Origin of the sequence: Streptomyces sp. NBC_01317 (assembly GCF_035961655.1) — a bacterium.
In the GTDB taxonomy this organism is placed as follows: Bacteria; Actinomycetota; Actinomycetes; order Streptomycetales; family Streptomycetaceae; genus Streptomyces.
Map to the genome: position 1 here is coordinate 7919354 of NZ_CP108393.1, position 26716 is coordinate 7946069.

Below are 26716 nucleotides of genomic sequence, written 5' to 3' on the forward strand. Positions count from 1 at the left end.
CACCGCCCCCGCGCTCAGTCGTCCGCCCGCTCCTCCGGCTTCGTACCCTCCCCGCCGTCCCCGTCCTCCCCCTCCCCGCGCTCCTCCTCGGCCCGCCGCCTCCGGCGCCGGATCACATGCCGCGCGACCAACGCCGCGATCAGCACCCCGAGCCCGATCAGCACATACGTCTGGTAGCGCGAGATCTCGTCGTAGATCGGCCCGATGTTCGTGCCCGCCGTATAGCCGAGCCCCGCCCACAGCCCCACCCACAACACGGCCCCCAGGCTGTTGAACGCGAGGAACCGCAACCACGGCATGCCCGTCGTCCCGGCGATGATCCCGTTGGCCTGGCGCAGCCCCTCCACGAAGCGGGCGATCGTGACGACCTTCCCGCCGTTGCGGGTGAAGAAGTCCTCGGCGCGGCCGAACCTCTCCGGGGTGAGGAAGATGTACCGCCCCCACCGGTGGACGAACGCCCGGCCGCCGGTGCGGCCGATGACGTACCCGATGTTGTCCCCGACGATCGCCGCCGCGACGGCGATCGCCGCGATGGCGAAGATGTTGAGCTGCCCCGCCCCGGCGTAGACCGCCGCGGCGATCAGGATCGTCTCGCCGGGAGCCGGCACACCGAAGTCCTCGACCAGGATCAGCAGGCCGACCGCCAGGTAGCCGTAGTGGTCGAGCAGCGGGGCCAGATACGCGAGCGGACCGGGCAGGGGAGGTGCGGCCATGAACCCATCTTGCTCTTCCGCCCCACGAACCCGACGCACCCCGGGCGCGCGCCCCCACCCGGCGGACCGTCTCCGTACGGGGGCTCTCCCGCGCGGTACCAATCAGGTACCGTACGGTCATGCCTTCTCTGAACGTGTCCTTCACCGATGAGGAACTCGAACATGTCCGGGTCGCCGCGGCAGCCGAGGGCAAGAGCCTGAAGCAGTACCTGCACGACCTCGGCGTCCGCGAACACCAGCGCAGGACGTTCGTCACCGGCGCGCTGGACTGGGGCGACAAGCTCCGCGGCCAGTTCGACGAGGCCTTCCCCGAGGAGATCCCCGCCGCACAGCGTCCCGGATACGGAGCCAGTGCCGCCTGATGCTCCTGTACGTGGATGTGCCCTGGCTGCTCGACGTCCAGGAAGGGGCCGTCCCCGAGGACGTGTCGATAGCGGACTACTCCGCGCTGGTCGCGGCCGTCGCCCGGCACCGGACGAAGCTGCCGACGCTCGCCGCCGCCGACCCCGACGCGGCCTGGCGGGCGGCGGCGCTCTTGCACACCATCGTGCGGCTGGAGCCGCTGCCCCAGCGCAACAGCTGGTTCGCGGCCCTCGTCGCCGCCCAGTACATGGGGCAGTCCGGTGAGGGCATCGATCCGCCGTACGGCGCCCTCCCCGAGCTGGTCCGCAAGATCCAGACCGGCGGTGTGACCCTTTACGACGTGGCCGAGCAGCTGCGCCTGTGGCGCATCTGACGCTGACGGTACGGGCCTTCGCCCACCGTGTCCCGAGCGCCGTGCGACCCCTCGCTACCGGTCGTGACAGGATGTCCGTATGCCTAGCAACATTTACTTCGACATCACCATCCAGGATGAGGCCGCGGGAAGGATCGTCTTCAAGCTGTACGACGACGTCGTACCGAAGACGGCCAAGAACTTCCGGGAGCTGGCCACCGGCGAGCACGGCTTCGGCTACGCGGGCTCGCCCTTCCACCGGGTCATCCCGGACTTCATGCTTCAGGGAGGCGACTTCACCCGGGGCGACGGCACGGGTGGCAAGAGCATCTACGGCGAGAAGTTCGCCGACGAGGGCTTCACCCTCACGCACGACCGGCCGTTCCTGCTGTCCATGGCGAACGCCGGCCCGAACAGCAACGGCTCGCAGTTCTTCATCACCACGGTGAAGACGCCGTGGCTGGACGGCAAGCACGTGGTCTTCGGCGAGGTCGTCGAGGGCGAGGACCTGGTCAAGAAGATCGAGTCCCTGGGGTCCCGCTCCGGTGCCACCCGCTCCAAGATCGCCGTCTCGGCGTCCGGCGTCGTCGACGAGGCCGGCAAGTAGTCCTCTCGCCTCTCAGCCCCTGATCCGCCCCCGCACCGCCGACCGATGACCGTCGGCGGTGCGGGGGCGGATCGTTTTTCTCCGGCACCCGCCCCGTTTCGTGCCTGTCATGCCATCGGCGTCTTGATCTTGTAGGGGTTGTCGGAGTGCTGTCGGCGTTGTGTCCCGGAGCCGTAACCGGCTGAGGGGGCCGGGTCCCGCCCTCGTACCCCGTGGTGACCGCACCGGACGTTCCGGAGCGTCTGACCTCGGGAGACACGCATGTTGAACCACCGCGCCAAGCTGATCGCCGCCACCGCCGTGGCCGCGGGAGCGATGCTCCTGACCGCCTGCGAAGGGGACGACACCGGCGCCGCGGGGACGGTCGCCCCCTCGGCGGCGGAGTCGAGCGGGCACCCGCACACCGGCGCGCCGGCGGTCGACGTGATCGGTAAGTACGACCCCGTCGACCGGAGCGACGCCGTCTTCTTCGCCTCCGTACTCAACGGCGCCAACGAGGTGCCCACCCAGGGCGGCCCGGCCGTCGGGGACAAGGACGGACACGCCATCGCGCTGATGCGCGTCCAGGGCGACGAGGTCTCCTTCGCCTTCACATGGAAGGGCACCGGCACCCCCACCGCCGGGCACATCCACCAGGGCGGCGCGGGCACCAACGGCGACGTGAAGATCCCCTTCTTCACCGAGAAGCTGCCCGGCGGCCGTGACTCCGTCTACGGGACCGTCAAGGTCACCGACGCGGCGCTGCTCAAGAGCCTCAAGGCGGACCCCGGACAGTTCTACTTCAACCTCCACACCGCGGAGTTCCCGGGCGGCGCCGTTCGCGGGCAGGTCCACCGGCTGCCGCTCCCGATGAGCCTCCCCGAGGCCTTCCAGGGCAACAGCCTCCACTCCGTCGTCACCGGCGCCCAGATCTACGCCTGCACCAAGCAGCCGGGCGGCGACGGGAAGTTCATCCAGGACAACGTGAAGGCCACGCTCGACGGCAACATCGCCCACACCTTCCAGAAGTCCGGCCCCACCGGGCCGCCCCAGTGGATCGCACCCGACCACTCCGCCGTCACGGGCAAGGTGCTCCACAAGATCCCGAACGGCGACGGCAACATCCCCGAACTGGTCCTGGCGGCAACCCAGTCCGGCACGTCCGGCGGCGAATTCTCCGCCACGAAGCTGGTGTTGCGCCTGAACACGGAAGGAGGCGTGGCCCCGACCGGCACGTGCGACCCCACCACCCACCGCAAGGCATCGGTCCCGTACCAGGCCGACTACCTCTTCCTCAGCGGCAAGTAGTCCGTAACTGACGCCGAAGCGCCCGGGGGACGGTCCCGAACACGGTTCCCCGGCGCGCCAGTTGGCCGCGCCGCTTGTTGAGCGTCGTGGTCCGCTGGGGTCGTGTCACTCCGGGTCAGGCGTCCCACTGGTCGCAGTACTCGATGTGGATCTCGCGCGCGTCGCCGAGAACGCCGTCGTTGGAGTGGAGTCGGGAGGGGGACCGGTTGGCTCGCTTCGGCACGTGGACCAGTGAGCGGGGGGAAGGGGCCGCGAGCGACCACAGCCCGCCGATTCGCTGCGCGGCATCCTGATCGAGGTACGCGTCCAGGTGCCGGTCGTGGTCGATGAGCACGGCGTGGACCAGAGGCCGGGCCGGCCGGATGACTTTGAACTCCATGGGTCCGAGCCGTGCTCGGTGGATCGTGATCGGCAGTTTCATCGGTTCTCCGGGGCACGCGAACGATCCCGATCCGTAACGTCCCTTGTCCGGCGGTCGGCTGGGATGATACGCGGCCGGCCGGGACGGTCATCCCACGGACACCGTAGCGCCGTCGCTCCCGGCCGGCCGCCCGTGGGGCGTTTCGCCGAGGAGCCCGGCCAGCAGGGCGTCGGCGGCCGGGGGCAGGAGGCGTGCTCCGTCCGGTATCGACTCCAGGCCGGTCACCAGGGCGAGGCAGACGTCCGCCGCGTCGGACGGGCTGAGCGTCGCCGTACGGAGGGAAGATCCCGGGTGGCTGCCCGCCTCGGTGAACAACTCCGTCAGGAGGCCACGCAGTTCCGTCGTGAAGCCGAGGCATACGTCGCCGAACAGCCGGGCCTTCGCGTCCATCAGCTCCGCCGTGTGCGGCGAATCGCCGGTCAGCCGCAGCACCAGACGGAGCTTCGCGTCCAGGACGCCCCGGACGCGCTCGGCGTACGGGGCGTCGGCCACCGCGGCCTGTCCCGCCCGTACGAGCGCCTCGGTGTGCAGGCGTTCGGCGAGCCGGCGGAACGCGTCGTCCTTGCTGTTCACGTACTGGTAGACCGCCGACCGCGACACACCCATGGTGGAGGCGATGTCGTCCATCGTGGTGCGCCGCACGCCGTACCGGGCGAGACAGTCGTACGTGGCGTCGAGGACCTCGGTGAGCCGGTCGGTGGCCACACTCAGCCCAGCAGCTTGAGCAGTTCGGCCGCGAGCGGCGCCGACGAGGACGGGTTCTGCCCGGTGACCAGATTGCGGTCGACCACCACGTGCGGGGCCCACGACGCGCCCTCCTGGAAGTCTGTACCGATCTCCACCAGCCGGTCCTGGAGCAGCCACTTCGCCCGGTCGGCGAGCCCGCCCTGCCGCTCCTCGTCGTTGGTGAAACCGGTCACCCGGTAACCGGCGAACGGCGAGGCGCCGTCCACGGCCTCCGCCGCCAGCAGCGCCGCCGGGCCGTGGCACACGATGCCGAGGGGCTTGCCCGAGGCCAGGGTCGCGGTGAGCAGCTTCCCGGAGTCCGCGTCGACGGCCAGATCCTCCATCGGACCGTGACCGCCCGGGTAGAAGACCGCGTCGAAGTCGGTGAGGTCCACCTCCGCCAGCTTCACGGGGTGCTGGAGCTCGGTCATCGACGCCAGGGCGCGGATGATCTCGTCGGCGCCTTCCTGGCCACCGTTGACGCCGGGGGAGAGGCTCCCCTTGTCGACGGTCGGCACCACGCCGCCCGGGGTGGCGACCACGATCTCGTGGCCGGCTCCCTTGATCGCCCGGTACGGAGCCACCGCCTCCTCGGCCCAGTACCCGCTCGGGTGCCGCGTGCCGTCCGCCAGCGTCCAGTGGTCGGCGCCGGTCAGTACAAAAAGGATCTTCGCCATGTCACGTCTCTCGCATCTGTACCGCACAGTCTGACGTTCTGCACTCTGATCGTCAGTACGCTTACCTCGTCGAACCTAGTCCTTCGGACGGCGAGAAGCGAGCACGTCATGGCCCGGTGAGCCGCATGATGATCACATGACGGACGCATTCCTGAGCGGTACGGAAACGGCCTGGCGCGCGCTCGGCGGCGACCCCCGCCTGCTCTCCCGGGTCTCGGTCGCGGCACGGGAGCACGCCCTGCCGGCCCGGCTTCCGGTACGGGAACTGGCCCGCGCCTGCGTGGCGGCCTGCGCCCTCGCCGCCGCCGAGCTGGCCTCGGCGCGAACCGGACGGGAGGTGCCCGCCGTACGGGTCGACGACGGCGCCGTCGCCACGGCCTTCGTCAGCGAGCGGCACCTGCTCGTCGACGGCAGGGCGCCGGTCGCCTTCGCCGGGCTGTCCCGCTTCTGGCGGACCGCGGACGGCTGGGTCCGTACCCACGCCAACTACCCGCACCACCGCGCCCGTCTGCTCTCCGCGCTCGGCCTCACGGAGGAGGCCGCCTCGGTCGAACGGGTGGCGGCGATCCTCGCCGACCGCCAAGCCCAGGACGTGGAGGACGAGGTGTCCGCGGCCGGGGGACTGGCCGTCGCGCTGCGCACCGCGCGGGAATGGGCCGCGCATCCGCAGGCCGCCGCGGTGGCGGCCCGTCCGCTCCTGGACCTGCGGCCGGTCGACGGTTCAGCCCCGGCTACGGGCGTCCGCCGCCTGCCACCGCTCGGGAGCGACCCGCTGCTGCCCGCCGCAGGGGTACGGGTCCTCGACCTGACCCGCGTGATCGCCGGACCCGTCGCCACCAGGACGCTCGCCCTCCTCGGCGCCGACGTCCTGCGGGTGGACCCACCGGGCCTGCCCGAACTGCCCGACCAGCACACCGACACGGGCTTCGGGAAACGCTCCACGCGGCTCGACCTCGGCGACACCCGCGACCGGGCGGCCTTCGAGGAGCTGCTGACCCTGGCCGACGTCGTGGTCACCGGTTACCGCCCCGGCGCCCTGGACCGGTTCGGCCTCGCCCCCGAGGCCCTCGCCGAACGCCGGCCGGGACTTGTCGTGGCCCAGCTGTCCGCCTGGGGGGACCACGGCCCCTGGGCGGGCCGGCGCGGTTTCGACAGCCTCGTCCAGGTCGCCGCCGGGATCGCGGTCGCCGAAGGATCCACTGAACAGCCCGGCACCCTCCCGGCACAGGCGCTGGACCACGGCACGGGCTACCTGCTGGCCGCCGCCGTGCTCAGGGGCCTCACCCGACAGCTCGGTGGCGCGGGGGCCCTGGCCGTACGGCCGGTCCTCGCCCGTACGGCCCACTGGCTGCTGCACGACCTGGCTCCGGACACGGGACAGACAGGCGCCGGGCAGACAGGCGCCGGACAGATCCACGCCGCCTACGACCCGGACCACCTCGCCCCCTGGCTCGCCGAGACCGACAGCGCGCTCGGCGGACTGCGGTACGCCCGGCCGCCCGTCGCCTTCGACGGCGGCCCCGAGGACTGGGCGAGGCCGCCGGGGCCGTGGGGCACGGACGACCCCGTGTGGAGTGCGCGACGTCAGGACCGCGCCGGCGGCGACACGTAGAGACGGGACGCGGCCTGTCCCGGCAGCGGCGGCAGCGGGACGGACCGCCACCCCCGCGCGTACCCGGGCGCGGGCCTGCCCGGGGCCACCAGCACCCCCACGGGCTGCCGCCCGGCCAGCTCCAGCAGGCCCGTACGCGAGATGCTGCCGTCATGGCCGGCGAGCTGCCGCGACGAACAGCCCGCCTGGAAGGCGATCCGTACGGATTCGTTGCCGGTCACCGTGCACGGCGGCCGTACCCCCTGGCGGTGCAGCTCGGTGGAGATACGGGCCAGGGTGTCCCGGGTGGCCCGGCTGCGCGACACGAGCCGGTCCGCCGTCACGTACTGCGACCCGGCATGGGCCAGCAGGACCACGCCGATCACCGCGACGGCCATCGGCCGCAGCACCGGCCGCGCCGCCGTCACGAGCCGCCACAGACAGAACGCGACGGGCAGCGCGAGCAGCGCGTACGTCGGCAGCAGGAACCGCGCCGCCGCGTAGTCGATCGTCAGCAGGTACGGCACCGCGAGGACCAGCCCGGTCAGAGTCGGCAGCAGTACGACGGCCCGCAGCGGGGTGCGCGCGGCGGCCCACACCCCGCCCGCCGCGAGAACCGGCAGGGCGAACCACCAGAGGGCCGTCGCCGGATCGTGCCATCGCATGTCGCACGGCCGGCACAGCGACCGCCCCTCCAGCGCCCGCAGTTGGTGACCGAAGGCGGGATGCCAGCCCAGCCCGCCCTGGATCTCACCGGCACGGCGCAACCGGGTGGCGAGCCCGCCGTACGAGAGGTACGCCTCGACGACCCACGCGGAGGCGCCGACGGCCGCACCCACGGCCAGGATCGCCAGGACGGCCGGGCGGCGCCACGACCGTACCCACAAGGCGGCCACCGCGAGCGGCGCGACCAGCCAGCACGCGTCGGTGGGGCGCATCAGCGCCGCCACCGCCACCGCAGAGCCCAGGCCGATGCGCGCCGCGCGGTCCCCAGGGTCGAGTACGGCACGCAGGAAGCAGCCCACCGCGACGAGTGCCGCGAAGGCGACCCACAGGTTGGGCATGACCTGCGGCCCGTAGAAGAGCGTGATCCACAGCGTCGCGAACAGCGCCCCGGCGAGCGTGAGCACCGCGACCGGCAGCAGCCGCCGCCACACCTGGAGCCCCAGGAGGAGAGCGACGCCGGACAGCAGGGCGAGATAGCAGCGCAGCACGTCCACGGACGTGGTGAACGCGGCCACCGGCGCCACGAGGAAGCTGATGCCCCGGGCGCGCGGCGCGCTGAAGAACGCCGCCGGCGCGTGCGGGCTGACCTGGCTGACGTACACCGTCTCGTCCCACCCCAGCCCCATGCCGGGCATCATCAGGACCGCCTGGGCGGCCACGAAGGCCACCGCGACCAGGACAAACGAGAGCGGCGGACGCGCGGCGCGCCCGCCGCCCCGGTCCGCGTCGGCGCGAGGATCCTTCTCCGGCAGGTCCGTGGCGGGAGACGCTTGCTGCATGGCGCCACGCTGGGGCCGGAGCCCCTGCCACGGCGTGCGACACCGGCGGGCGTTCGAATGATCGCCCCCGAAAGGACCCCGGCCGTCGTCCGTCCGAGTGAAGCGGCGGTGACGACGGCCGGTGCCCGTGGCGTATCGCCGTCAGATCAGGTGAGGGCCCGTCAGATGTCCTCAGATGCGGTCAGATCCCGTCGGGACGCAGCGCGCCCGCGCCGACGAGAGCGTTGGCCTTGCGGACGTCCGGTGTCATCCACCGGTCCTCACCCAGCACCTCCACCGCCTCCCGGAAACGCTGATGGAGCGCGTCGGTCGCCTTGGCCAGGTGCAGCGATCCCATCGCGGGGCGCGCCAGATCGATGCCCTGCGCGGCCAGCAGGAATTGCACGGCCAGGACCGTCTCGGCCCGGACGAGGTTGTCGTCCAGGTTGCGCACCGACGCCATCGCCATCGTGTTGTGGTCCTCCTGCCCGAACTTCTCCGGCCGTGACAGCACCCCGGCCGGCATCGCCCGCGTCTGCATCTCGGGGATCAGCGCCGCGCCCACCGTCTGGACCTGCACCATCCCGGAGTTGAGACCGACCGGCGGCGCCGCCAGGTTGTCCGGCAGGCCGTAACTCCACTTGGAGGCGATCAGCCGTCCCGACAGTTCATGGCTGAGCACCGACACATCCGTGACCTGCGCGTTGAGGGTGTCGATCGCGTGCCCGATCTGCGCGCCGTCCCAGTTGCCGCCCATCACGAACTCGTGCCCGCCGCCGTCCCGGGGGAACAGGAGGGGGTTGGACGTCGACGCGTTGGCCTCGCGCGTGATGATCGTGTCCGCCTCGTCGAGCGTCTGACGGAGCGTCGCGGCGATGTGCGGAGCGGCCCGTACGGAGACCGCGTCCTGCACTCGGGGCGACGTCTCCCCGAACTGCTTCCTGCCCTTCTCCGTCATCCACTCGCTGTTCGCGGTCAAGGCCCGCAGCTTGGCGGCTTCCTCCTCCTCGGCGGGGATCCGCCGCTCCGCGTGGGTCCGCGCGTCCAGGGAACCCGCCTCGGCCCGGGTGGCCTCCAGGAACAGGGCGAACGCCCCCAAGAACTGATCGAGGAGGGACTCCGCGCGGTACGTGGCCGCCACGTACCGGGCCGTCAGCACCCCGCTGCCGCTGATCAGCGGCAACGCCTCGCCCGCCTCCAGCTCGAACGTACGCGGCAGCCCCGCCTCGGCGAGGACATCGCCCGCCGGCCGCTCCTGGCCGCCGCGCAGCCGGGCCGTCGCCCCCTCCCCGGTCAGCACCAGCCCGGCCGCCGCCATCGGCTGGAGATCGCCGGTGCCGAGCGACCCGACGGACGGCATGACCGGGGTCACCCCGGCGTTGACCAGGGCCAGCATGCGCCGCACCATGTCGGGGCGTACGCCCATGTGCGCGCGGGCCATGGCGTTCGCGCGGAGCACCAGCGCGAGGCGGGCCACGCCCGCTGACAGCTCACTGCCCGTGCCCGCCGCGTGGGAGTTGAGGATACGGCGCTGGAAATCGCGCTGTTCCTCGTCCGAGAGCGGATGGTCCTTGAGCGGGCCCAGGGCCTGGTTCCAGCCGTAGACGCGCTGACCGGCCTTGAGGGCGTCGAGCGCGCCCGCCCGGGCAGCGCGCATCCGGTCCGCCGCCGCGTCCGACAGCCGCACCGCACCGGCCGTCCCGCGCAGCACCGCTCTCATCTGGGGGACCGTCAGGTGGTTCCCGTCCAGGGTGATGGTCGCGGCGGCCCGCGCCGCCGGGGTGGACGCGATGTGCACCGGGCGGGCGACGACGGGGCCTGCCGAGCCGGGCACCAGGACGACCACGGCGGCCGTCATGGCCGCGGCCCAGATCCGGAGGCGGGGGGTGTGGCCGCGCGGACGTCGCACAAGGACGGATGCGGAAAACTCGCGGAATGGTTCTGAGAAGGAGGAAGGGATCACGTCTCTGTGTTCGGCAGACCGCCTGATTTCCTCAAAGAAGTCCTACAAACGGGGCTTACATGCTGGACAGACCGTCATGAACTTCCCAGACTTCCCCTGGCGGCTCCCCGGCCGCCGCCCGCGATCAAGGGAGCGTGCCGGTGTCGGTCATCCTTCGGGACGCGTGGTCGACCCTGGTGCCGGGGCGTGACGTCAAGCATGGCCCGCTGCCCCCGCTGCTGGTCGGGCTCACGCTGGTCACCGGCCTGGTCGACGCGTTCAGTTACCTCGTGCTCGGCCATGTCTTCGTGGCGAACATGACGGGCAACGTCGTCTTCCTGGCCTTCGCCGTCCTCGGAGCATCCGGATTCTCCGTCGCCGCCTCCGCCACCGCCCTGGGAGCGTTCCTGGTCGGCGCGCTGGCCGGGGGGCGGCTCGTCCACCAGGTCCACCGGCACCGCGGGAAGATGCTGTACGGGGCACTGGGCCTGGAGGCGGTGCTCGTCCTGGCCTCCTACCTCACCGCCGAGTTGGTCGACTCCCCGTCCTCGGGCGGCGCCCGCTACGTCCTGATCGTGCTCCTCGGCGTGGCGATGGGAGTGCAGAACGCGGTGGCGCGGGCGCTGACGGTCCCCGACCTGACCACCACGGTCCTCACCATGACGCTCACCGGGATGGCCGCGGACAGCCGGCTGGCGGGTGGTCCCGGCGGCAAGATCGGCAGGCGTTCCCTGTCGGCGGTGGCCTTGTTCCTGGGCGCCCTGATCGGCGCGGCGACCGTGTTGCACTCCGACGACGCGGTGCCGCTGCTGATCGGCGGGCTGTTGCTGGCGCTCGCGTTCCTGGCGGCGTTCTCGCTGCCGCGCGCCACGGCGGAGTGGGTCGGCGGCAAGTGACGGCCGCTCAGCTGCTCAGTCGCTCTGCCGCCTGGCTGTCGTTTCGGCCCGGTCAGGGCGTGGGTGTCGCGGTCTCCGCCTTCGGCGTGGCCGCGAGGAGCCGCCGACGCGTCTCCTTCTCCTGCGCCCGACGGGCCGTGACATCACGGATGACGGCCCCGACATGGCCGGCGGTCCCGTCGGCGGCGGTCAGCAGCACCACGCTGAACTCGATCGACACCGTGCTGCCGTCGGCGGTGAGGGCGGGTACGGCGAGGAGGTCTTCGTCCCCGTACTTGCTGGTCCCCGAGGCCATGGCGGCCACAAAGCCGTCCCAATGGCGTTGCCTGTGCTTCTCGGGGATGATCACGTCCAGGTTGCGGCCGTCGACCTCGGCCGCCGAGTAGCCGAAGATCCGCTCCGCGCCACGGTTCCAGTACCGGATCAGACCCTCGCGGTCGATGATCACGATGCCGTCGGGGGCCCGGGAAGCCATTCCCAGTACGACGTCGGGGTCCAGGTCTTCCATGTCGCCTCCGAGAAAGAAAATTCCATTGGGTCGCGGACGCGGATCCTGTGGGCGAGTGTATACAGTCGACGACGCTTCCGGCGAGACCCTGCCACCGTTCCGGCCCTGCCGCCCGCCTAGGGTGGTGATCATGAGCGGTGAGAAGGATCTGCGCGCCTTGCTGAGCGGTATGCGCCCCGAACCGAACCCCGGACGCTACGTCTTCACGACCGTCGGGGGCCCCGACGGGATCCCCTCCGGCGTGACGCCCGTGGTGACGGTCGCCGAACGGGAGGGGCTGACGCTGGTGGCCCGCCTGGAGGAGGCGGACGCGGCGGGACTTCCGTACGACTACGTGGCGGGGTGGATCACCCTGCGCGTGCACTCCGCCCTGGAGGCGGTCGGCCTGACGGCCGCGGTCGCCCAGGAAATGGCTTCGGCGGGCGTCAGCTGCAACGTGGTCGCCGGTTTCCACCACGACCACCTGTTCGTCCCGTACGAGAGGGCCGCCGAGGCCGTCGCGCTGCTGGAAGGCCTGGCGGACCGGTCGGGCTGACGTCCGGGCGTCTGCGAATCCCGCGTCGGCTCTCAGGAGCCGGGCGGCAGCTCCAGTTCCGCCCAGACGATCTTTCCGTCGGCCGTGAGGCGGCTGCCCCAGCGATCGGACAGCGAGGAGACGAGCAGCAGGCCCCAGCCGCCCTCGCCGAGGGCGCGCGGGCGGCGCAGGCGGGGCGTGCTGTTGTCGGCGTCGGAGACCTCGCACACCAGCGAGCTGTGCCGGATCAGACGGAGCCGTACGGGCCCCGCGCCGTGCCGCAGGGCGTTGGTGACCAGCTCGCTCACGAGGAGTTCCACCGTACCGACGAGGTGCTCCAGACCCCACGAGGCGAGTCGGCCGGCCGCGTAGGAGCGCGCGTCGGCGACGGTGGTGGGGTCGCGGCGCAGGTCCCACGAGGCGACCTGGTCGGGGCCGAGCGCGCGGGTACGGGCCAGCAGGAGGGCCACGTCGTCCTCCGAGGGCGCCGTCGTCAGCGCACGTCCGGCAGCGGCGGCGCCCGCGCCGCCGGAAGCCGCGTTGCCGACCCGTGGAGCGTGCGCCGTCATGGCGGCGACCACCTCGGTGCAGAGATCCTCCAGTGACGTCCCGGTCCGGGACAGGGCCGTTCCCAACCGTGCCAGCCCGGCGTCGATGTCGGCCTCCCGGCTCTCGACGAGCCCGTCGGAGTAGAGAGCGATCACACTTCCCGGCTCCAGTTCCAGCTCGACGGACTCGAAGGGCGCCAGACCGAGGCCGATCGGTGTTCCCGGGGGCAGGTCGGGGAACGTGACCCGGCCGTCCGGGCCCACGATCGCGGGCGGCGGGTGCCCGGCCCGTGCCACGGTGCAACATCGGTTGACGGGGTCGTAGACGGCGTACACGCACGTACCACCCATGACCGGGGCGGTGAAGTTCTGGTTCCCGGTGTCCCCTTCGGTCAGATGGACGACCAATTCGTCCAGGTGGGCGAGCAGTTCGTCGGGCGGCAGGTCCATGTCCGCCAGCGTCCGCACGGCCGTGCGGAGTTGGCCCATCGTCGCGGCGGCGGCGATGCCGTGCCCGACGACGTCACCGACCACCAGGGCGACCCGGGCGCCCGGCAGGGGGATCACGTCGAACCAGTCCCCTCCCACTCCCTCGCGCATGTCGGTGGGCAGGTAGCGGGACGCGATCTCGACGGCGCTGCCGCCCGAGAGGTAGTGGGGGAGCAGGCTGCGTTGCAGCGCGAGTGCGGCGGTCCGTTCCTGGGTGTAGCGGCGCGCGTTGTCCAGGCTGAGCGAGGCACGGGCGCCGAGATCCTCGGCCAGGAGCAGATCGTCCCTGGTGAACGCGGCGAGGTTCTCCGTACGGACGAAGACCGCCACGCCCAGCACCGTCCCGCGCGCCTGGAGCGGCACGATGATCAGGGAGTGCATGCCGGTCGCCGCGATGGTCCGCGCCCGGTCCGGGTCGTGGTCGAGCCAGGTGCCTGGGGAGGTGTCCAGTACCGGTTCGAAGTGGGACGACCTCGACGCCAGCACGCTGGTGAACGGTGAGGCCGGAGGAACGAACACCGCCTCCCCCACCGGCCACAGGGACTCGGGCAGCGCCGAATGGATGGAGGCCACGCCCGCCCGCCGGAAGACCGGAATGCTCTGCGCGGTGGACGCGAGCCGGCCGAGGGGTTCGTCGCCGAGGGGTACGGAGTCGGCGAGGTCGACGGTGACGTAGTCGGCGAGGAGCGGCACGGACACGTCGGCCAGCTCCTGGGCGGTGTTGATCACGTCGAGCGTCGTGCCGATGCGGGTGCCGGCCTCGCTGAGCACGGCGAGGCGCTCTCTCGCCCAACTGCCGCTGACGTCCACGGACATGCCGCACAGGCCCAGGGGCCGGCCGTCCTCCCCGTCGAGGCGGAAGTAGGAGCAGGAGTAGGTCGGCTGCTCCGGCCGGCCCGGTGCGGCCCACTGGTAGGCGTGGTCGACCACCGGTGTGCCGCTGTCGAGGACACGTACCATCGCCGCCTCGACCGCCTCCGCCTCGCTGCCGGGGTGTGTCTCGGTCACGCGCCGTCCCAGCCGCTGCCGGCGCGGGGTGGTGTCCTGCCGCTCCGCCGTACCGTTCAGCCAGACACACCGCAGATCGCGGTCCCAGAGGGACAGGCCGATCGGCGAGCGGGCGAGGAGGGCGGCCTGCGTCGCGGCCTCGGCGCCGGGGGAGGAACGGGTTCCGGACAGCTCGGCCGCCGACAGGAGCCAGTCGGTCCTGCCGTTCTCGGCGGACATGGGGGACGCGTGGAAGATCAGCCTGACCCCGTGGCCCTCGCCGTGACGGACCTCGATCATCCCGGTCCACGGCTCCCGCTCCCTGGCGCGCGCCGACCAGGTCTCCGGAGCGGGCGAATCACCGCCGGACATCAGCAGGCGCCCGGCCGGCCGTCCCACGACGTCGCCGGCCGGGCGGCCCACCATGTCCTCGGCGGCCTTCGTCCACCCGGCGACGGTCCCGTCCGCCCGGATCACACAGACCACCACGAACGGCCCGACCCCCGAGCGGTCCACTCCTCGCCCACTCCCGGGTGCCACCCCACCGAGACCTGCCATCACCTGCATCCCATCGACGCGCGTGTGTCGCTTTTGCGGCATTTCATTCAGCGTTTCATACCTGGCGCAGGGGCCAAAATGGATGCCCTGGCCACGGATTCCGGCCGGCGTGAGGCCTCGGGCCGATATAACAGCCGCTATGACGGTCTTCTACTGCGCGAAGTGTGGAGTGGAGCTCGCCACGGAACTGGAAGCACTGCCCGCTGTCCCCGGCAGGCTCCTGCGCGAGCGGGATCGCGACAGGAAGACGAGGCCGGCGCCCTCGACGGTGCCGCGCGGCCGGTACGCCATCGATCCGGAGCCTTGGGGCGCGCCGTACGAACCCGCCGGGAGCGGCGAGAAGGCCGCACCCGGCGACCGAGCCCTGCCCCTGCCGCCGGGCATGACCGGGATGGTCTTCGCCGGACCGAGGAACACGGTGATCGTGCACCCGGACGACGTGCCCGGCCTGCACGAGACTACGGAGCGCGGTATCCACTGGGGTTGTTGCGGCCCGCTGGGCACGGGGGGACGCACATGGCCTGCACCTGCGGGACGCTTGTGGCCACCCTCGTCGCCGACTGCATGGGCCCGTACGAGCTGCACCTCGACCCCGTGCGCGTGTATGCCTTCGAACGGCCGTCCCGGTCGCCGGAGGGCGTTCGGTCATCGGATGACGCGTGGCCGGGGGTCCGGTTGCCGGGTCCGCAACGCCGGTGTCGGTGGTCGCGGACACCCCGGTCCGTACGGCACCGCTCCTGGCCGCTACCGCTCAGTCGGCCGATATGGCGGTCGCAGGTGACGCGGCAGTGGCAGGTCGACGCCGCGCTGGGGCGCGAACCTCGTCGTCCGTCGCCGGTCGTCCGTACACGGCCGCGAGCTCCGCCGCCAGGGCCGCCAGCCGCTCCCTCGCCTCCGGCGGCGCGAGGACCTCGACGCGCGCCCCCAGCCCGGCGAGTTGTGCCGCGACCACCTCCGCCGACGGTCCGTCGATCTCCGCCTCCACCCATCCTTCGGGGAGCGGCGCCCCTACCCGCAGCCGGTCGCCGAACAGCCGTTCAAGCAGGGGCCCGGTGCTCGCGTCGGCTCGGGCCCGTACGGTCGTGGCGCGCATCCGGTCCTCCATCCGCGCGGCGAGGGAGCGCCACGCCGTGGCAAGATCGAAGCCGGCCGGCCGGACGACGGGATCGCCGGTCGCGGCGACGGACGTGACGCGGCTGAGCCGGAAGGTCCGCAGGCCCCGGTCGGTGCCCGCGACCAGATACTCGACCCCGGCCTTGGACGCGAGCCCCAGCGGGTGGACCGTCCGCTCGCCGGCGGGCCTGCCGGGTCCGGCGTACCCGAGCCGTATCTGCGTCCCGTCCACCACCGCGTTCCTGAGCACATCGAGATGCGGGCCATCGGCCGTGACGGTGGTACGCGACCAGTCCGTGCCGTCGGAGACACTCGCGCGCGACGCGGCCTCGGCGTCGCGCCGGAAGGGCGCCGGCAGGGCCTGGACCAACTTGCGCAGGGCCGTGCGCAGTTCGGGGGTGGCCGACGAGGGCCCCGTGAGGAGGAACAGCGCCCGGATCTCGTCGGCGGTCAGCCCGGTGAGGTTCGTCCGCGCCCCGCCCACCAACGACCAGCCGCCGCCCCGGCCGCGCCGCGAGTAGACGGGAACGCCGGCCGTCGCCAGCGCCTCCAGGTCGCGCCGCGCCGTACGTTCCGACACTTCCAGTTCCGCCGCCACCTCCGCGACGGTCGCCCGTCCTGACGCCTGAAGGAACAGCAGCGTCGCCACCAGCCTGTCCGCTCTCATACGGGCCATTCTCTTCCGGAAAGTGGCCAGGAGATGGCCTGTTCAGCTTCCAGGATGAGGGGCATGACCGGACGCGCCGGACAGAGAACGACCCCGCAGAGACATGCGGAGACATGCAGAGACAAATGGAGCTGAGCATGATCGTGGTAACCGGAGCAACCGGCAACGTCGGACGCCCCCTCGTACAGGCACTCGCGGCAGTGGGGGAGCAGGTGACGGCCGTGTCCCGCAACGTGTCGGGCGAGTCCGCGCCGGAGGGGGTACGGCACCGGAAGGCGGACCTGGCCGACCCGGAGAGTCTTCGGCCCGCTTTCGACGGCGCCGACGCGCTGTTCCTGCACGACAGCGGTCCCGGAGCGTACCTGCTGAGCCCGCGGGACATCGTCGACGTCGCGAAGGCCGGGGGAGTGGGACGGATCGTGCTGCTGTCCTCCCAGGCGGTCGCGACCCGGGCCGGGTCCATTTCCCATGGGCGTACGGGACGGTCCTTCGAGGAGGCGGTCCGGCAGTCGGGCATGGACTGGACGATCCTGCGGCCGATCGGCTTCGACTCCAACGCGTACGGCTGGGCCGAGGGCATCCGTACCCGAAGGACCGTCGCCGCGCCGTTCGGTGACGTCGGCCTGCCGACCGTCGATCCGGCCGACATCGCGGAGGTCGCCGCGGCGGCCCTGCGCGAGGACGGACACGTGGGGCAGGTCTACGAGTTGACCGGGCCCGCGCTCAACTCGCCCCGCCAGCGGGCCCAGGCGATCGGGGACGCGCTGGGCGAGCCGATCCGGTTCGTCGAGCAGACCCGCGAGGAGGCCCGCGCGCAGATGCTCGGGTTCCTGCCCGAGCCCGTGGTCGAGACGACACTCGACATCCTCGGCGACCCCCACCCCGCCGAGCGGCGCATCAGCGCCGACGTCGAACGGGTCCTGGGCCGGGCGCCCCGGGGCTTCGCCGAGTGGGCGGTACGGAACATCGCGGCGTTCAGGTGAGCGGCCGGGGCGGGGGAGCGGTCCGGCGCGTAAGCCTTCCGGTTGTGTCCGTGCGCCACGGTGCGACACTGAATGGGTGATGTATGTGGCCTGGTGAGACGCCGGGCAACCTGTTGGGGGACGTTCGCCACCCAAGCGCAGGGGGTGTCATGGTGCAGCCGCAACCGGCCGATCTTCCCGCCCCGGACACGGGCCTCTACCTGACCCATTTCCTCACCGTGGGGGACGTGGCGCGCTCACGGGCGTTCTACACGGACGTCCTGGGCGGCACCGTGGTGCTGGAGGAGAACCCGTGCATCGTGCGCCTCGCCAACGGGTGGATCATCATGAATCCCGGTGGTGGGCCCACACCTGACAAGCCCGACGTCACGCTGCGCGTGCCCGAGGACCTGAACACGGTCTCCAGCTTCCTCAACCTCCGCGTGGCGGACATCGACCGCTGCTACCGCGAGTGGGGCGCCAAAGGGGCGGAGTTCCTCACCCCGCCCATCGACAGGAAAGCCGAACTGCGGTGCTACCTCCGCGACCCGGACGGTTATCTCATCGAGGTCGGCCAGGCCACGGGACTCCTCACGGGAGACCTGGCCGACCCACCGGCGGGCACGAGCTGACTCCCTGGCCCGCTGCCCGCTGCCCGCTGCCCGCTGCGTGATGCCCGAGGCCGAGCCGGCCGAAGCGTTCGAGACAGGGCGACACCTGTTCAGGTAGTGTCGCTGCTGTCGATGATCGTGTCAGGCACCACGAACGAGAGAGCGAGCAGCCGATGCGCGGAGTCGTAGTACGAGAGTTCGGTGGTCCGGAGCGGCTGGAACTCGCCGAACTTCCCGAACCGGCCCCAGGCCAGGGAGAGATCGTCCTCGCGGTCGAAGCCGCCGGCGTCAACCGCGCCGACGCACTCGCGCGCGCCGGGAAGTACCACCGCGCCGGCCGGCCCCCGCTGCGCCTGGGTCTCGAAGGCGCGGGAACGGTCGTGGCGGTCGCCGACGACGTCACCGAAGTGGCCGTCGGGCAGCGCGTCCTGGCCTTCGGGGCGACCAACGACCCAGGTTTCTACGCCGAGCGGGTCGCCGTCCCGGCCGCTCAGACCGTGCTCGTCCCGGACGAGGTCGACAGCCTCAGCGCCGCCGCCCTGCCCACCGCGTGGCTGTCCGCCTGGTACACGCTGCGGACCCTCGCCCGCCTGGACGCCGGTGAGACCGTTCTCGTCCACGCGGCCGCGAGCGGTGTCGGCAGCGCGGCCGTACAGATCGCCGTGGACGCGGGAGCGACGGTGATCGCCACGGCCGGATCCCCCGAGAAGCGGGAATGGGTCGAGTCCCTCGGCGCACACCACGTCCTGGACTCGCGGGGCCCGTCCTCCGCCGAACGGGTCCAGCACGTACTCGACCTGACCGGCGGCAAGGGCGCCGACGTCGTCCTGGACACAGTCGGCGGCGCCACCTTCAGCGAGAGCCTGCTGATCGTCGGCAACGCCGGGCGGGTGATTGCCATGGCCAACACTGCGCTCGAACCGAGCACCATCGACACCCGCGACTTCTACCCGAAGAACGCCCGTATCTTCGGCTTCCAGATCACCGCCCTCAGGGAGGGTGGCTACGACCCGCGCCCGGACCTGCGCGACCTGCTCACGGGCCTCGCCCAGGGGCGGTTCAGCGTGCCCGTCGACGCGACGTACGACCTCACCGAGGCCGGGAAGGCGCACACCCACCTGGAGGACCCTTCCACCCGCGGCAAGGTGCTGCTCACCGTCCGGGAGCAGTGATCACCGCACGCGGACGGGAGGCCGAAGGTCAGGCGCGCCGCGCGGAACGCGAGCGGTAGCCCGCCACCTTGGCGAGGTTCCCGCAGCGCTCCATGGAACACCAACGGCGGCGCCGGGCCTGGGAATCGTCCAGGAAGAGCAGGGTGCAGACGGGATTCTCACACTGCTTGACCCGTGCCAGAAGTGGGCTGCCCAGCAGGGTGACCGTGTCGCGCGCGACGGTGGACAGGGCGGCCCCCACGGCGTCCCCGCCGGTCCACCCCGTGGCCGCCGCGGGCTCGCCGTGCGGTGTCCAGGTCAGCTGCGGTACGAGGTCGGGCGCGGCGGCGAAGGCGTTCACGAGCGCCACGTCCGCCGGCGCCGGTGAGCGGTCCTCCGGTACGGCGCGGATGAGCCGGTACGCCGACTCGCGCAGGCCACGGGCCCGTTCCAGGTCCGCGTCCGTCACCCGCATCGCCGTCCGCCTTGTCGTCCGCGTTGTCGTTCCCGACGCGGCGGACGAGTCGGGCGGGGTGAGCCCGGACTGCGAGAACCACCGCACCAGGGACTCCGGGTCGGGCAGCCGCTCCAGGTCCAGGCTGCCGCGCCGCCCGAGGGTCGCCGCGAAGTCCAGGCACGGCCGCCCGCCGACGAACACAAACGCGGGTGGCGCGTCGGTGGCCGCCGCGCCACCCGCCGTACCGCCTGCCGTGTTTCCCACCAGTTCTCCCGTCATGGTGCGAGGCTACCTCCTGATCCCAGGCCGACACCGGTTGAAACGGTGGGCCAGGGTGGGGGCGGGAGGGGGCGAAGGCCTCTGCGGACGGCCCTCAATTCGTTTGGAACGGAAGATCGCCCTTGTTAATCTGGGGAAATCTGAGTGAAGTGATCCGAGTGATCCGAGTGATCCGAGTGATCGGACCAGGGAGAGCAGACATGGCGGGTGACGACGACATCTCCGGGTGAATCCCGGAAGTGAGAGGCCACCGGCAGCCGCGCACCGAGCGCCGCCACCGTGGCCGCTTTGTCGTCCCCCTTCCCTGTCTCCCTGTCGGGCGGTCCCGACCCGCCCGCATCACCCATGAGGGCTCCCGTATGTCCGACGCGTTCATCATCTGCTCGAACCTCTCCTTCTCCTGGCCCGACGACACACCCGTCTTCCAGGACCTCTCCTTCAGCGTGGGAGGAGGCCGCACCGGCCTCGTCGCGCCGAACGGCGCGGGGAAGAGCACCCTGCTCAAGCTGATCGCCGGTGAGTACCGGCCCAGCGGTGGTTCCGTCTCCGTCGACGGCGTGCTCGGCCACCTCCCGCAGAGCCTGCCGCTCGCCGGAAGCCTGACCGTCGCCGATGTCCTGGGCGTCGCCCCGGTGATCCGCGCACTCGACGCCATCGAGTCCGGGGACACGAGCGAGGAGCACTTCACCACCATCGGCAACAACTGGGACATCGAGGAGCGCACCCGCGCTCAACTCGACCGCCTCGGTCTCGGTGGCATCGCCCTCACCCGGCACCTGCACACGCTCAGCGGCGGGCAGGCCGTCTCCCTCGGGCTGGCGGCGCAACTGCTCAGGCAACCCGACGTCCTCCTGCTCGACGAGCCGACCAACAACCTCGATCTCGACGCCCGCCGCAGGCTCTACGGCGTGCTGGAGGACTGGAACGGCTGCCTGCTGGTGGTCAGCCACGACCGGGCCCTGCTCGACCGGGTGGACCGCATCGCCGCACTCGACCGGGGCGAAGTCCGTTTCCACGGCGGGAACTTCACGGCGTACGAGGACGCCGTCCGCACCGCGCGGGAAGTCGCCGAGAAGAACATCCGCAGTGCCGAACAGGACGTCAAGCGGGAGAAGCGGGAGATGCAGCAGGCCCGCGAACGGGCCGAGCGCCGGGCGGGCAACGCCGCCCGCAACCTCAAGAGCGCCGGCCTGCCGAAGATCTTCGCCGGGACGATGAAACGCAACGCTCAGGAATCGGCCGCCAAATCGAACGAAACACACGCCTCCAGGGTCGGCGACGCCAAGGCCCGCCTCGACGCGGCGGGCCGCGCGCTGCGTGACGAACAGGCCATCGCGCTGGAACTGCCCGGCACGAACGTCCCCGCAGGGCGCACGGTCTTCCTCGGCGAACAGCTGCGGGTACGCCACGGAGAGCGGGACCTGTTCTCCGCGCCGGGTGTCGACCTGGCGATCCGGGGTCCCGAGCGGATCGCTCTCACCGGCCCCAACGGCGCCGGAAAATCAACCCTGTTGCGCGTGATCAACGGTGAGCCGGCGGGCGACGATCCGGAGGATGAGCGGGCGGTGGCGGGCGGCGGCGTCAAGCGGGCCGACGGCCGGGTCGCGTACCTGTCCCAGCGCCTGGACCTGCTGGACCCCGACCGCACCGTGGCCGAGAACCTGGCCGCGTCCGCCCCCGCGATGCCCGAGGCGGAGCGGATGAATCTCCTGGCCCGCTTCCTGTTCCGGGGCTCCCGCATCCACCTCCCGGTCGTGGCGCTCTCCGGCGGCGAGCGGCTGCGCGCCACGCTGGCCTGTGTCCTGTACGCCGAACCCGCCCCGCAACTGCTGCTGTTGGACGAGCCGACCAACAACCTCGACCTGGTCAGCGTCGGCCAGTTGGAGGGAGCGCTCAACGCGTACGAGGGTGCGTTTGTCGTCGTGAGCCACGACGAGCGGTTCCTCGCGGAGATCGGTGTGAACCGCTGGCTGCGGCTCAGCGAGGGCCGGTTGCGGGAGACGGGGGCGCCCGATGAGTGGTGACGGGGAGAACCGGGGTGGGACGCGGCCGCTGCCCGGCGCACGCTGGGCGCTGCGTTCCGCCACGCCTGCCGATGTCGAGGTGATCGCCGAACTACGGGCGACCGTCATGCGGGCGGACCTGGAGCGGCTGGGCCGTTTCGACGAGCACCGGGTACGACAGCGGCTGCGGGACTCCCTGTCCATGCGGTACACCTCGATCATCGAGGTCGACCGCGCGCTCGCGGGGTGTGTCACCGTGCGGCCCGCCCAGGACGGACAGTGGCTGGAGCACTTCTACCTGGCACCCCACCACCAGGGCCGGGGCCTCGGATCGGCCGTCCTGCGCACGCTGCTCGCCCGCGTCGACGCACAGGGGGCGACCGTCCGGCTGAACGTCCTGCGGGGCAGCACAGCTCAACGGCTGTACGAACGCAACGGCTTCGTCGTGGAGGCCGAGGACCCGGTCGACGTCTTCATGGTGCGTCAGGGCGCCGTGGAGGTGCGCCACACCCCGAACTAGGTACAACTTGCTTCGTACCTATGGGTATGTGTAGCGTCGTAGGTACGTCATTCGTCATACCCATGGGCGCCCATGCGCATCACCATGGAACCGCATCGCGTCCAGGAGTCGATTCATGAGTACGGAGCAGAAGGTCGCCCTGGTCGTCGGGGCCAACGGAGTGGTCGGCCGCGACCTCGTCGAGCATCTTCAGGGGCTCGGCGACTGGGATGTCGTCGGGCTCTCCCGGCGGGGCGGCCAGGACGGTGACCGTCTGCGGTACGTCGCCGTCGACCTGCTCGACGCGGAGGACACCCGCGCGAAGCTGAGCGGGCTCACCGAGGTCACGCATGTCTTCTACGCCGCCTACCAGGACCGGCCGAGCTGGGCGGAACTCGTCCCGCCGAACCTCGCCATGCTCGTGCACACGGTCGACGCGATCGAGCCGGTCGCACCGGGGCTGCGGCACATCAGCCTGATGCAGGGGTACAAGGTGTACGGCGCCCACCTCGGCCCGTTCAAGACCCCGGCCCGCGAGACGGACGCGGGCCACATGCCGCCGGAGTTCAACGTGGACCAGCAGGCGTTCCTCGAACGCCGCCACCAGGGTGCGTCCTGGACGTGGTCCGCCGTCCGGCCCTCGATGGTGGGCGGCGCCGCGCTCGGCAATCCGATGAATCTGGCGCTGGTGATCGCCGTGTACGCGTCGATCTCGAAGGAGCTGGGCCTCCCGCTGCGCTTCCCGGGCAAGCCGGGTGCGTATGAAAGCCTGCTGGAGATGACCGACGCCCACCTGCTGGCCAAGGCCACCGTGTGGGCGGCCACGGACGAACAGGGTGCGGGGCAGGCGTTCAACATCGCCAACGGCGACCTGTTCCGGTGGAGCGAGCTGTGGCCCAGGATCGCCGGATTCTTCGACATGGAGGTCGCTCCGCCGCTGCCGATGTCCCTCGACACCGTGATGGCGGACAAGGAGCCGTTGTGGCGCGAGATGACGGCGAAGTACGGCCTCGCGTACCCGTACGACGAGGTGTCGTGCTGGCCCTTCGGGGACTTCGTCTTCGGCCTGGACTACGACATGTTCGCCGATTCCTCGAAGGCCCGGCGGGCCGGTTTCCATGAGTACGTCGAGACCGAGCGGATGTTCTTCGGCATCTTCACCCGGTTCCGCGAGAGCGGCATCATCCCGTAGCCGCGCGCTCGACGGCTCAGGCGGTCGCGCCCACCGCCAACGCGTCGTGCGCGAGGACGCCGAGGAGTCCGGGGAAGCGCTGTTCCAGCTCGGCGCGCCGCAGGGTGACACCACGGCGGTTGCCGTAGTCCGGGTGCAGGATGAGGCCCGATTCGCGCAGCACCCGGAAGTGGTACGTACAGCTCGACTTCGACACGGGCAGCTGGAACGACGCGCAGGTACGTTCCGTACCGTCCGGCTCCCGCAGGAGCGCCGTCACGACTCCCCGGCGCAGGGGGTCCGCCAGCGCCGCCAGGACCTTCCCGAGGTCCATCTCGCCGGGAGCGGGGTGCCCGAACTCGTCAGCCATGACCACCTCATCCATAGGTACGCCTTGCATCATACCTCGGGCCGCCGGCCGGCCGGGCAGCCCCAAGTGCCCGGCCCTGAGGCCCACCGGGGACGACGGCGCCGGCGTCATCGGTGGACCGTGAGCGGGGGCCGCGCGGGTCAGCCGCGCCAGATCTTGATGTAGTCGACGTCGTCGTTGAGCGTCGAACCCACCCAGGGCACATCCCCGGTGAAGCTGGCGTTGCCCCGGTTGCCCCGGGCGAAGGACTTGTTGCAGCCGCTGTACACGAGATACGAGGACAGGCGGCTCGACCACCAGGAGTTGGGGGAGAAGGAGTATCCCGCGCTGTCACATGCCGCGCCGCCGTAGACATGCGTGTACTCGCCGCCGTAGTTGGCGTCCGTCGCCCAGGTCATCAGCTTCACGGAGGCGGCGGGCGCCGCGGCGACCGCTCTCCGCTCGGCCTGCGGGCCGGTGAAACAGGTGCGCGAACGGGGTGTGGACGGCTCTTCCCCCGGGCGGAGTTGGTCCAGTACCAGCAGACAGTGGGTCGCGGAGGCCGGCTCCGCGTCGGCGGCGGAGACCGGGACGGTGAGGGCCGCCAGCGAGGCCATGGCGGCGGCGAGCACGGACACGACACGTAGAGCTTTCACGATTCTCCCTTTTCGAGATGCTTTCGGCGGAGATTGGCTACCCGGCGGGGATTTTCAGGAATCGTGTGTGGCGACCTCTCGCCACCGAGGGGAGAACCGCTGCGTGTCGTTGTTTTCTGTGGTGCCGACCGCCCTACCGCCCTACCGCATAGCCGATTCGGCGTACGCGCGGAAGCTCCTGGCCGGGCGGCCGGTGAGGCGCTCGACAGTGTCGGTGACGCGGTTCTCGGACCCTTCGGAGATGGCGCGGTCCAGGCCCGCCAGCAGCGCGGCGAACTCCTCGGGCATCCCGGTGGCCAGGCGGTCGCGCATCTGCTCGTACGTCAGCGGCCGGTGGGACACGGGCCGTCCGGTGACCTCGCTGATGACGGCCGCGACGGCGTCGTAGTTCAGTGCCTCGGGCCCGGTCATGACCAGGTCGGTGTTGGGGGCGGACGGGTCGGTGAGCGCCCGTACGGCGACCGCCGCGATGTCGTCGGCGTCGATGAAGCCGATCCGGCCCTCGCCGGTGGCGGACATGATGGCGCCCTCCGTACGGATGCTGTCGGCGTGCGACTGCTGTCCCGTGAAGTTCTGCATGAACCAGGACGGCCGGAGCACCGCCCACTCGTCGAACAACTCGGCGACCAGACTGTGCACCTGGCCCACCGCCGGACCCCCGGCGGGTATCGCCGAGGAGCTGAGCAGGACCGCGCGCCGCACACCCCCGGTGCGGGCCTGGCGCAGGAAGGGCAGCATGACGGCCGCCGGGTCCGGTTCGCCGATGGGCGGGATCAGGTACATCCGGTCCGCGCCGCGCAGGGCGTCGGCGTGAGTGGCGGAGTCGTACCAGTCGAAGCGGACGGCCCTGGTGTCACCCGGGGCGACGGGCCGGCGGCCGGCCGCTCTGACGGCGTGGCCGAGTCCGGCGAGCCGGGACACGACGCGGCTGCCGGTGGTGCCGGTGGCTCCGGTGACCAGGATGACGCTGTCCGTTGGGGAGGTGGCGCGGTCAGACATGGGTGTGGCCCTGTCGCTCGTCGGAGAAGAACGTGATGTCGTTCGGCGAGCCGGGGATCGAGGACGGGCTCCAGTAGTCGCGGTAGTGGGTGATCAGGCCGTTCTTGACGGTGACCACGGCGACGTAGGGCATCTCGTAGGGGGTGTCGGTGGCCACGATGCGGCCGTTGCCCTGCCACTCGGCGATGATCTTCTCCGGGTCGCCGGTCTCGTGGATCTCCAGGGAGGGGATCTCCCGGAGGTCGATGTGGTCGGGATATCCCCGCATGTACGCGGCGACGGCGGCCCGGCCCTCCAGCTTCGCGGGGAAGTCCGCGGTGGCGTAAGGGAAGTCGATGACCACGTGCTCGTCGCACAGGCTCACCCAGCCGTCCATGTCCTTCTCCAGCAGCAGGCGCAGGCTGTGGCGGTAGACATCCGCCGGTTTCATCGGATCTGTCATCGGTGTGTTCCGTCCTCTATGATGTGGACTGCGGGTCCGGTTAAAGATACGGACCGCTGGTCCGTTTTGCAAATGGAGTGGTCGTGACCCAGCACAAAGAACGCGCGGACGCGGCGCGCAACCGGGAGGTTGTCCTGGCCGCGGCCGACGACCTCTTCGCCCGCAGCGCCAGCCCGCGCAGCGTGTCCATGGAAGATGTCGCGACGGCCGCCGGCGTCGGCAAAGGCACCCTGTTCCGCCGTTTCGGCGACCGTAGGGGCCTGATCCGTGTCCTGGTCGCGCGCCGGATCGAACCACTCAGGCAGGCCGTCGAGACAGGGCCCGCGCCTCTCGGCCCCGGCACCCCGCCGCGCGAGCGTGTCCTCGCGCTGCTCGACGCGATCCTGCGGTTCAAGCTCGACAACCGGTATCTCGCCCTGGCCCTGGAGGACGCGGGCGGCGCCAGCCCCTACCGGGCGGAGCACTACACGTGGTGGCACGACACCCTCGGCGACGCGCTGAGCAGGTTGCCCGGGGTCGCCGACAGCGGCTTCACCGCGCACGCGCTGCTGGCCGCCACCCGTGCCGACCTCGTCGAACACCTCGCGACCGAGGAGCACATGACTTCTGATCGGATGAGGGAGCGTCTGGCGGCCTTCGCCGCCAAGACCCTGGACCCGTGAGTCCGGCGGCCGGCGCCACGATACACCGCACA

Annotated in this window: 28 protein-coding genes; 14 read left to right on the plus strand and 14 right to left on the minus strand. The window is 71.4% G+C overall.

The genetic code is table 11. The features are described 5' to 3' along the window. Positions 1–14 precede the first annotated feature (14 nt). Positions 15–713, minus strand: a complete 699-nt coding sequence (locus OG349_RS34135; RefSeq protein ID WP_327238292.1) for a DedA family protein — start codon at positions 711–713, stop codon at positions 15–17. 119 nt (positions 714–832) lie between these two features. Between OG349_RS34135 and OG349_RS34140 the strand changes: the two genes are divergently transcribed. The 4 genes from OG349_RS34140 to OG349_RS34155 all read left to right on the plus strand — a co-directional run bounded on the left by OG349_RS34140 (position 833) and on the right by OG349_RS34155 (position 3322). Beyond that, positions 833–1075, plus strand: coding sequence for a hypothetical protein (locus tag OG349_RS34140; protein ID WP_161307700.1), 243 nt, complete (start codon positions 833–835; stop codon positions 1073–1075). Next, positions 1075–1449 carry a toxin Doc gene (locus OG349_RS34145; RefSeq protein WP_161307701.1) on the plus strand — a complete coding sequence of 125 codons (375 nt, stop codon included), beginning with the start codon at positions 1075–1077 and terminating at the stop codon, positions 1447–1449. The genes OG349_RS34140 and OG349_RS34145 overlap by 1 nt, the downstream gene beginning before the upstream one ends. Before the next feature lie 79 nt (positions 1450–1528). Further along, positions 1529–2035, plus strand: coding sequence for a peptidylprolyl isomerase (locus OG349_RS34150; protein ID WP_327238293.1), 507 nt, complete (start codon positions 1529–1531; stop codon positions 2033–2035). 261 nt (positions 2036–2296) lie between these two features. Next, positions 2297–3322, plus strand: a complete 1026-nt coding sequence (locus tag OG349_RS34155; protein WP_327238294.1) for a CHRD domain-containing protein — start codon at positions 2297–2299, stop codon at positions 3320–3322. 115 nt (positions 3323–3437) lie between these two features. On the opposite strand, the gene OG349_RS34160 is transcribed toward OG349_RS34155, so the two are convergent. The 3 genes from OG349_RS34160 to OG349_RS34170 form a co-directional block, all read right to left on the minus strand. Continuing rightward, the gene (locus OG349_RS34160) at positions 3438–3743 is read right to left on the minus strand and encodes a hypothetical protein (protein WP_327238295.1); all 306 of its coding nucleotides are present in this window, start codon (positions 3741–3743) and stop codon (positions 3438–3440) included. An 87-nt stretch (positions 3744–3830) separates the two neighbouring features. Further along, positions 3831–4448 carry a TetR/AcrR family transcriptional regulator gene (locus OG349_RS34165; protein ID WP_327238296.1) on the minus strand — a complete coding sequence of 206 codons (618 nt, stop codon included), beginning with the start codon at positions 4446–4448 and terminating at the stop codon, positions 3831–3833. A 2-nt stretch (positions 4449–4450) separates the two neighbouring features. Beyond that, on the minus strand, positions 4451–5146 hold the full coding sequence (locus OG349_RS34170; RefSeq protein ID WP_327238297.1) for a type 1 glutamine amidotransferase domain-containing protein: 696 nt from the start codon (positions 5144–5146) through the stop codon (positions 4451–4453). Between the two features lie 136 nt (positions 5147–5282). Between OG349_RS34170 and OG349_RS34175 the strand changes: the two genes are divergently transcribed. Next, entirely contained in the window at positions 5283–6758 is a 1476-nt protein-coding gene (locus OG349_RS34175) for a CoA transferase (RefSeq protein ID WP_327238298.1), read from the plus strand. Here the strand turns inward: OG349_RS34175 and OG349_RS34180 are convergent. Both OG349_RS34180 and OG349_RS34185 read right to left on the minus strand, forming a co-directional pair. Continuing rightward, positions 6731–8242 carry a hypothetical protein gene (locus OG349_RS34180; protein WP_327238299.1) on the minus strand — a complete coding sequence of 504 codons (1512 nt, stop codon included), beginning with the start codon at positions 8240–8242 and terminating at the stop codon, positions 6731–6733. The two genes, OG349_RS34175 and OG349_RS34180, sit on opposite strands and share 28 nt — an antisense overlap. A gap of 181 nt (positions 8243–8423) precedes the next feature. Continuing rightward, positions 8424–10079: an HAL/PAL/TAL family ammonia-lyase gene (locus tag OG349_RS34185; RefSeq protein ID WP_327238300.1), complete on the minus strand. Its 1656-nt coding sequence runs from the start codon at positions 10077–10079 to the stop codon at positions 8424–8426. A gap of 245 nt (positions 10080–10324) precedes the next feature. Here OG349_RS34185 and OG349_RS34190 point away from each other — a divergent pair, with 245 nt between their 5' ends. Continuing rightward, positions 10325–11059 (plus strand): YoaK family protein, encoded by a 735-nt coding sequence (locus OG349_RS34190; RefSeq protein ID WP_327238301.1) that lies wholly within the window; start codon positions 10325–10327, stop codon positions 11057–11059. Between the two features lie 52 nt (positions 11060–11111). On the opposite strand, the gene OG349_RS34195 is transcribed toward OG349_RS34190, so the two are convergent. Then, positions 11112–11567 (minus strand): PAS domain-containing protein, encoded by a 456-nt coding sequence (locus tag OG349_RS34195; RefSeq protein WP_327238302.1) that lies wholly within the window; start codon positions 11565–11567, stop codon positions 11112–11114. A gap of 130 nt (positions 11568–11697) precedes the next feature. On the opposite strand from OG349_RS34195, the gene OG349_RS34200 reads away from it, so the two are divergent. Continuing rightward, positions 11698–12102: an ACT domain-containing protein gene (locus tag OG349_RS34200; protein WP_327238303.1), complete on the plus strand. Its 405-nt coding sequence runs from the start codon at positions 11698–11700 to the stop codon at positions 12100–12102. A 32-nt stretch (positions 12103–12134) separates the two neighbouring features. On the opposite strand, the gene OG349_RS34205 is transcribed toward OG349_RS34200, so the two are convergent. Together OG349_RS34205 and OG349_RS34210 are read right to left on the minus strand one after the other, a co-directional pair. Then, positions 12135–14621 (minus strand): ATP-binding SpoIIE family protein phosphatase, encoded by a 2487-nt coding sequence (locus OG349_RS34205; protein ID WP_327238304.1) that lies wholly within the window; start codon positions 14619–14621, stop codon positions 12135–12137. A gap of 793 nt (positions 14622–15414) precedes the next feature. Next, positions 15415–16443, minus strand: coding sequence for a helix-turn-helix transcriptional regulator (locus OG349_RS34210; protein WP_327238305.1), 1029 nt, complete (start codon positions 16441–16443; stop codon positions 15415–15417). 137 nt (positions 16444–16580) lie between these two features. On the opposite strand from OG349_RS34210, the gene OG349_RS34215 reads away from it, so the two are divergent. The 3 genes from OG349_RS34215 (at position 16581) to OG349_RS34225 (ending at position 19188) form a co-directional block, all read left to right on the plus strand. Further along, positions 16581–17426 (plus strand): NAD(P)H-binding protein, encoded by an 846-nt coding sequence (locus OG349_RS34215; RefSeq protein WP_327238306.1) that lies wholly within the window; start codon positions 16581–16583, stop codon positions 17424–17426. 149 nt (positions 17427–17575) lie between these two features. After that, positions 17576–18037, plus strand: coding sequence for a VOC family protein (locus OG349_RS34220; RefSeq protein WP_327238307.1), 462 nt, complete (start codon positions 17576–17578; stop codon positions 18035–18037). A 152-nt stretch (positions 18038–18189) separates the two neighbouring features. Further along, the gene (locus OG349_RS34225; RefSeq protein WP_327238308.1) at positions 18190–19188 is read left to right on the plus strand and encodes a quinone oxidoreductase family protein; all 999 of its coding nucleotides are present in this window, start codon (positions 18190–18192) and stop codon (positions 19186–19188) included. Positions 19189–19216: 28 nt separating this feature from the next. Here the strand turns inward: OG349_RS34225 and OG349_RS34230 are convergent, their stop codons facing one another. Further along, positions 19217–19903, minus strand: coding sequence for a CGNR zinc finger domain-containing protein (locus tag OG349_RS34230; protein WP_327238309.1), 687 nt, complete (start codon positions 19901–19903; stop codon positions 19217–19219). A 359-nt stretch (positions 19904–20262) separates the two neighbouring features. Between OG349_RS34230 and OG349_RS34235 the strand changes: the two genes are divergently transcribed. From OG349_RS34235 to OG349_RS34245, 3 genes are all read left to right on the plus strand, one after another. After that, the gene (locus OG349_RS34235; RefSeq protein ID WP_327238310.1) at positions 20263–21927 is read left to right on the plus strand and encodes an ABC-F family ATP-binding cassette domain-containing protein; all 1665 of its coding nucleotides are present in this window, start codon (positions 20263–20265) and stop codon (positions 21925–21927) included. Continuing rightward, complete coding sequence (locus OG349_RS34240) at positions 21917–22426, plus strand: GNAT family N-acetyltransferase (protein WP_327238311.1); 510 nt, start codon at positions 21917–21919, stop codon at positions 22424–22426. The genes OG349_RS34235 and OG349_RS34240 overlap by 11 nt, the downstream gene beginning before the upstream one ends. 115 nt (positions 22427–22541) lie before the next feature. Further along, positions 22542–23597, plus strand: coding sequence for an SDR family oxidoreductase (locus OG349_RS34245; protein ID WP_327238312.1), 1056 nt, complete (start codon positions 22542–22544; stop codon positions 23595–23597). 16 nt (positions 23598–23613) lie between these two features. Here the strand turns inward: OG349_RS34245 and OG349_RS34250 are convergent, their stop codons facing one another. The 4 genes from OG349_RS34250 to OG349_RS34265 all read right to left on the minus strand — a co-directional run bounded on the left by OG349_RS34250 (position 23614) and on the right by OG349_RS34265 (position 26022). Continuing rightward, a complete protein-coding gene (locus OG349_RS34250) occupies positions 23614–23946 on the minus strand; it encodes an ArsR/SmtB family transcription factor (protein WP_327238313.1) in 333 nt (110 codons plus the stop codon). A 140-nt stretch (positions 23947–24086) separates the two neighbouring features. Next, the gene (locus OG349_RS34255) at positions 24087–24581 is read right to left on the minus strand and encodes a hypothetical protein (RefSeq protein WP_327238314.1); all 495 of its coding nucleotides are present in this window, start codon (positions 24579–24581) and stop codon (positions 24087–24089) included. A gap of 141 nt (positions 24582–24722) precedes the next feature. Further along, positions 24723–25580, minus strand: coding sequence for an NmrA family NAD(P)-binding protein (locus tag OG349_RS34260; RefSeq protein WP_327238315.1), 858 nt, complete (start codon positions 25578–25580; stop codon positions 24723–24725). Next, positions 25573–26022 carry a nuclear transport factor 2 family protein gene (locus OG349_RS34265; RefSeq protein ID WP_327238316.1) on the minus strand — a complete coding sequence of 150 codons (450 nt, stop codon included), beginning with the start codon at positions 26020–26022 and terminating at the stop codon, positions 25573–25575. The genes OG349_RS34260 and OG349_RS34265 overlap by 8 nt, the downstream gene beginning before the upstream one ends. Before the next feature lie 83 nt (positions 26023–26105). Here OG349_RS34265 and OG349_RS34270 point away from each other — a divergent pair, with 83 nt between their 5' ends. Further along, positions 26106–26684 carry a TetR/AcrR family transcriptional regulator gene (locus OG349_RS34270; RefSeq protein ID WP_327238317.1) on the plus strand — a complete coding sequence of 193 codons (579 nt, stop codon included), beginning with the start codon at positions 26106–26108 and terminating at the stop codon, positions 26682–26684. Positions 26685–26716 lie beyond the last annotated feature (32 nt).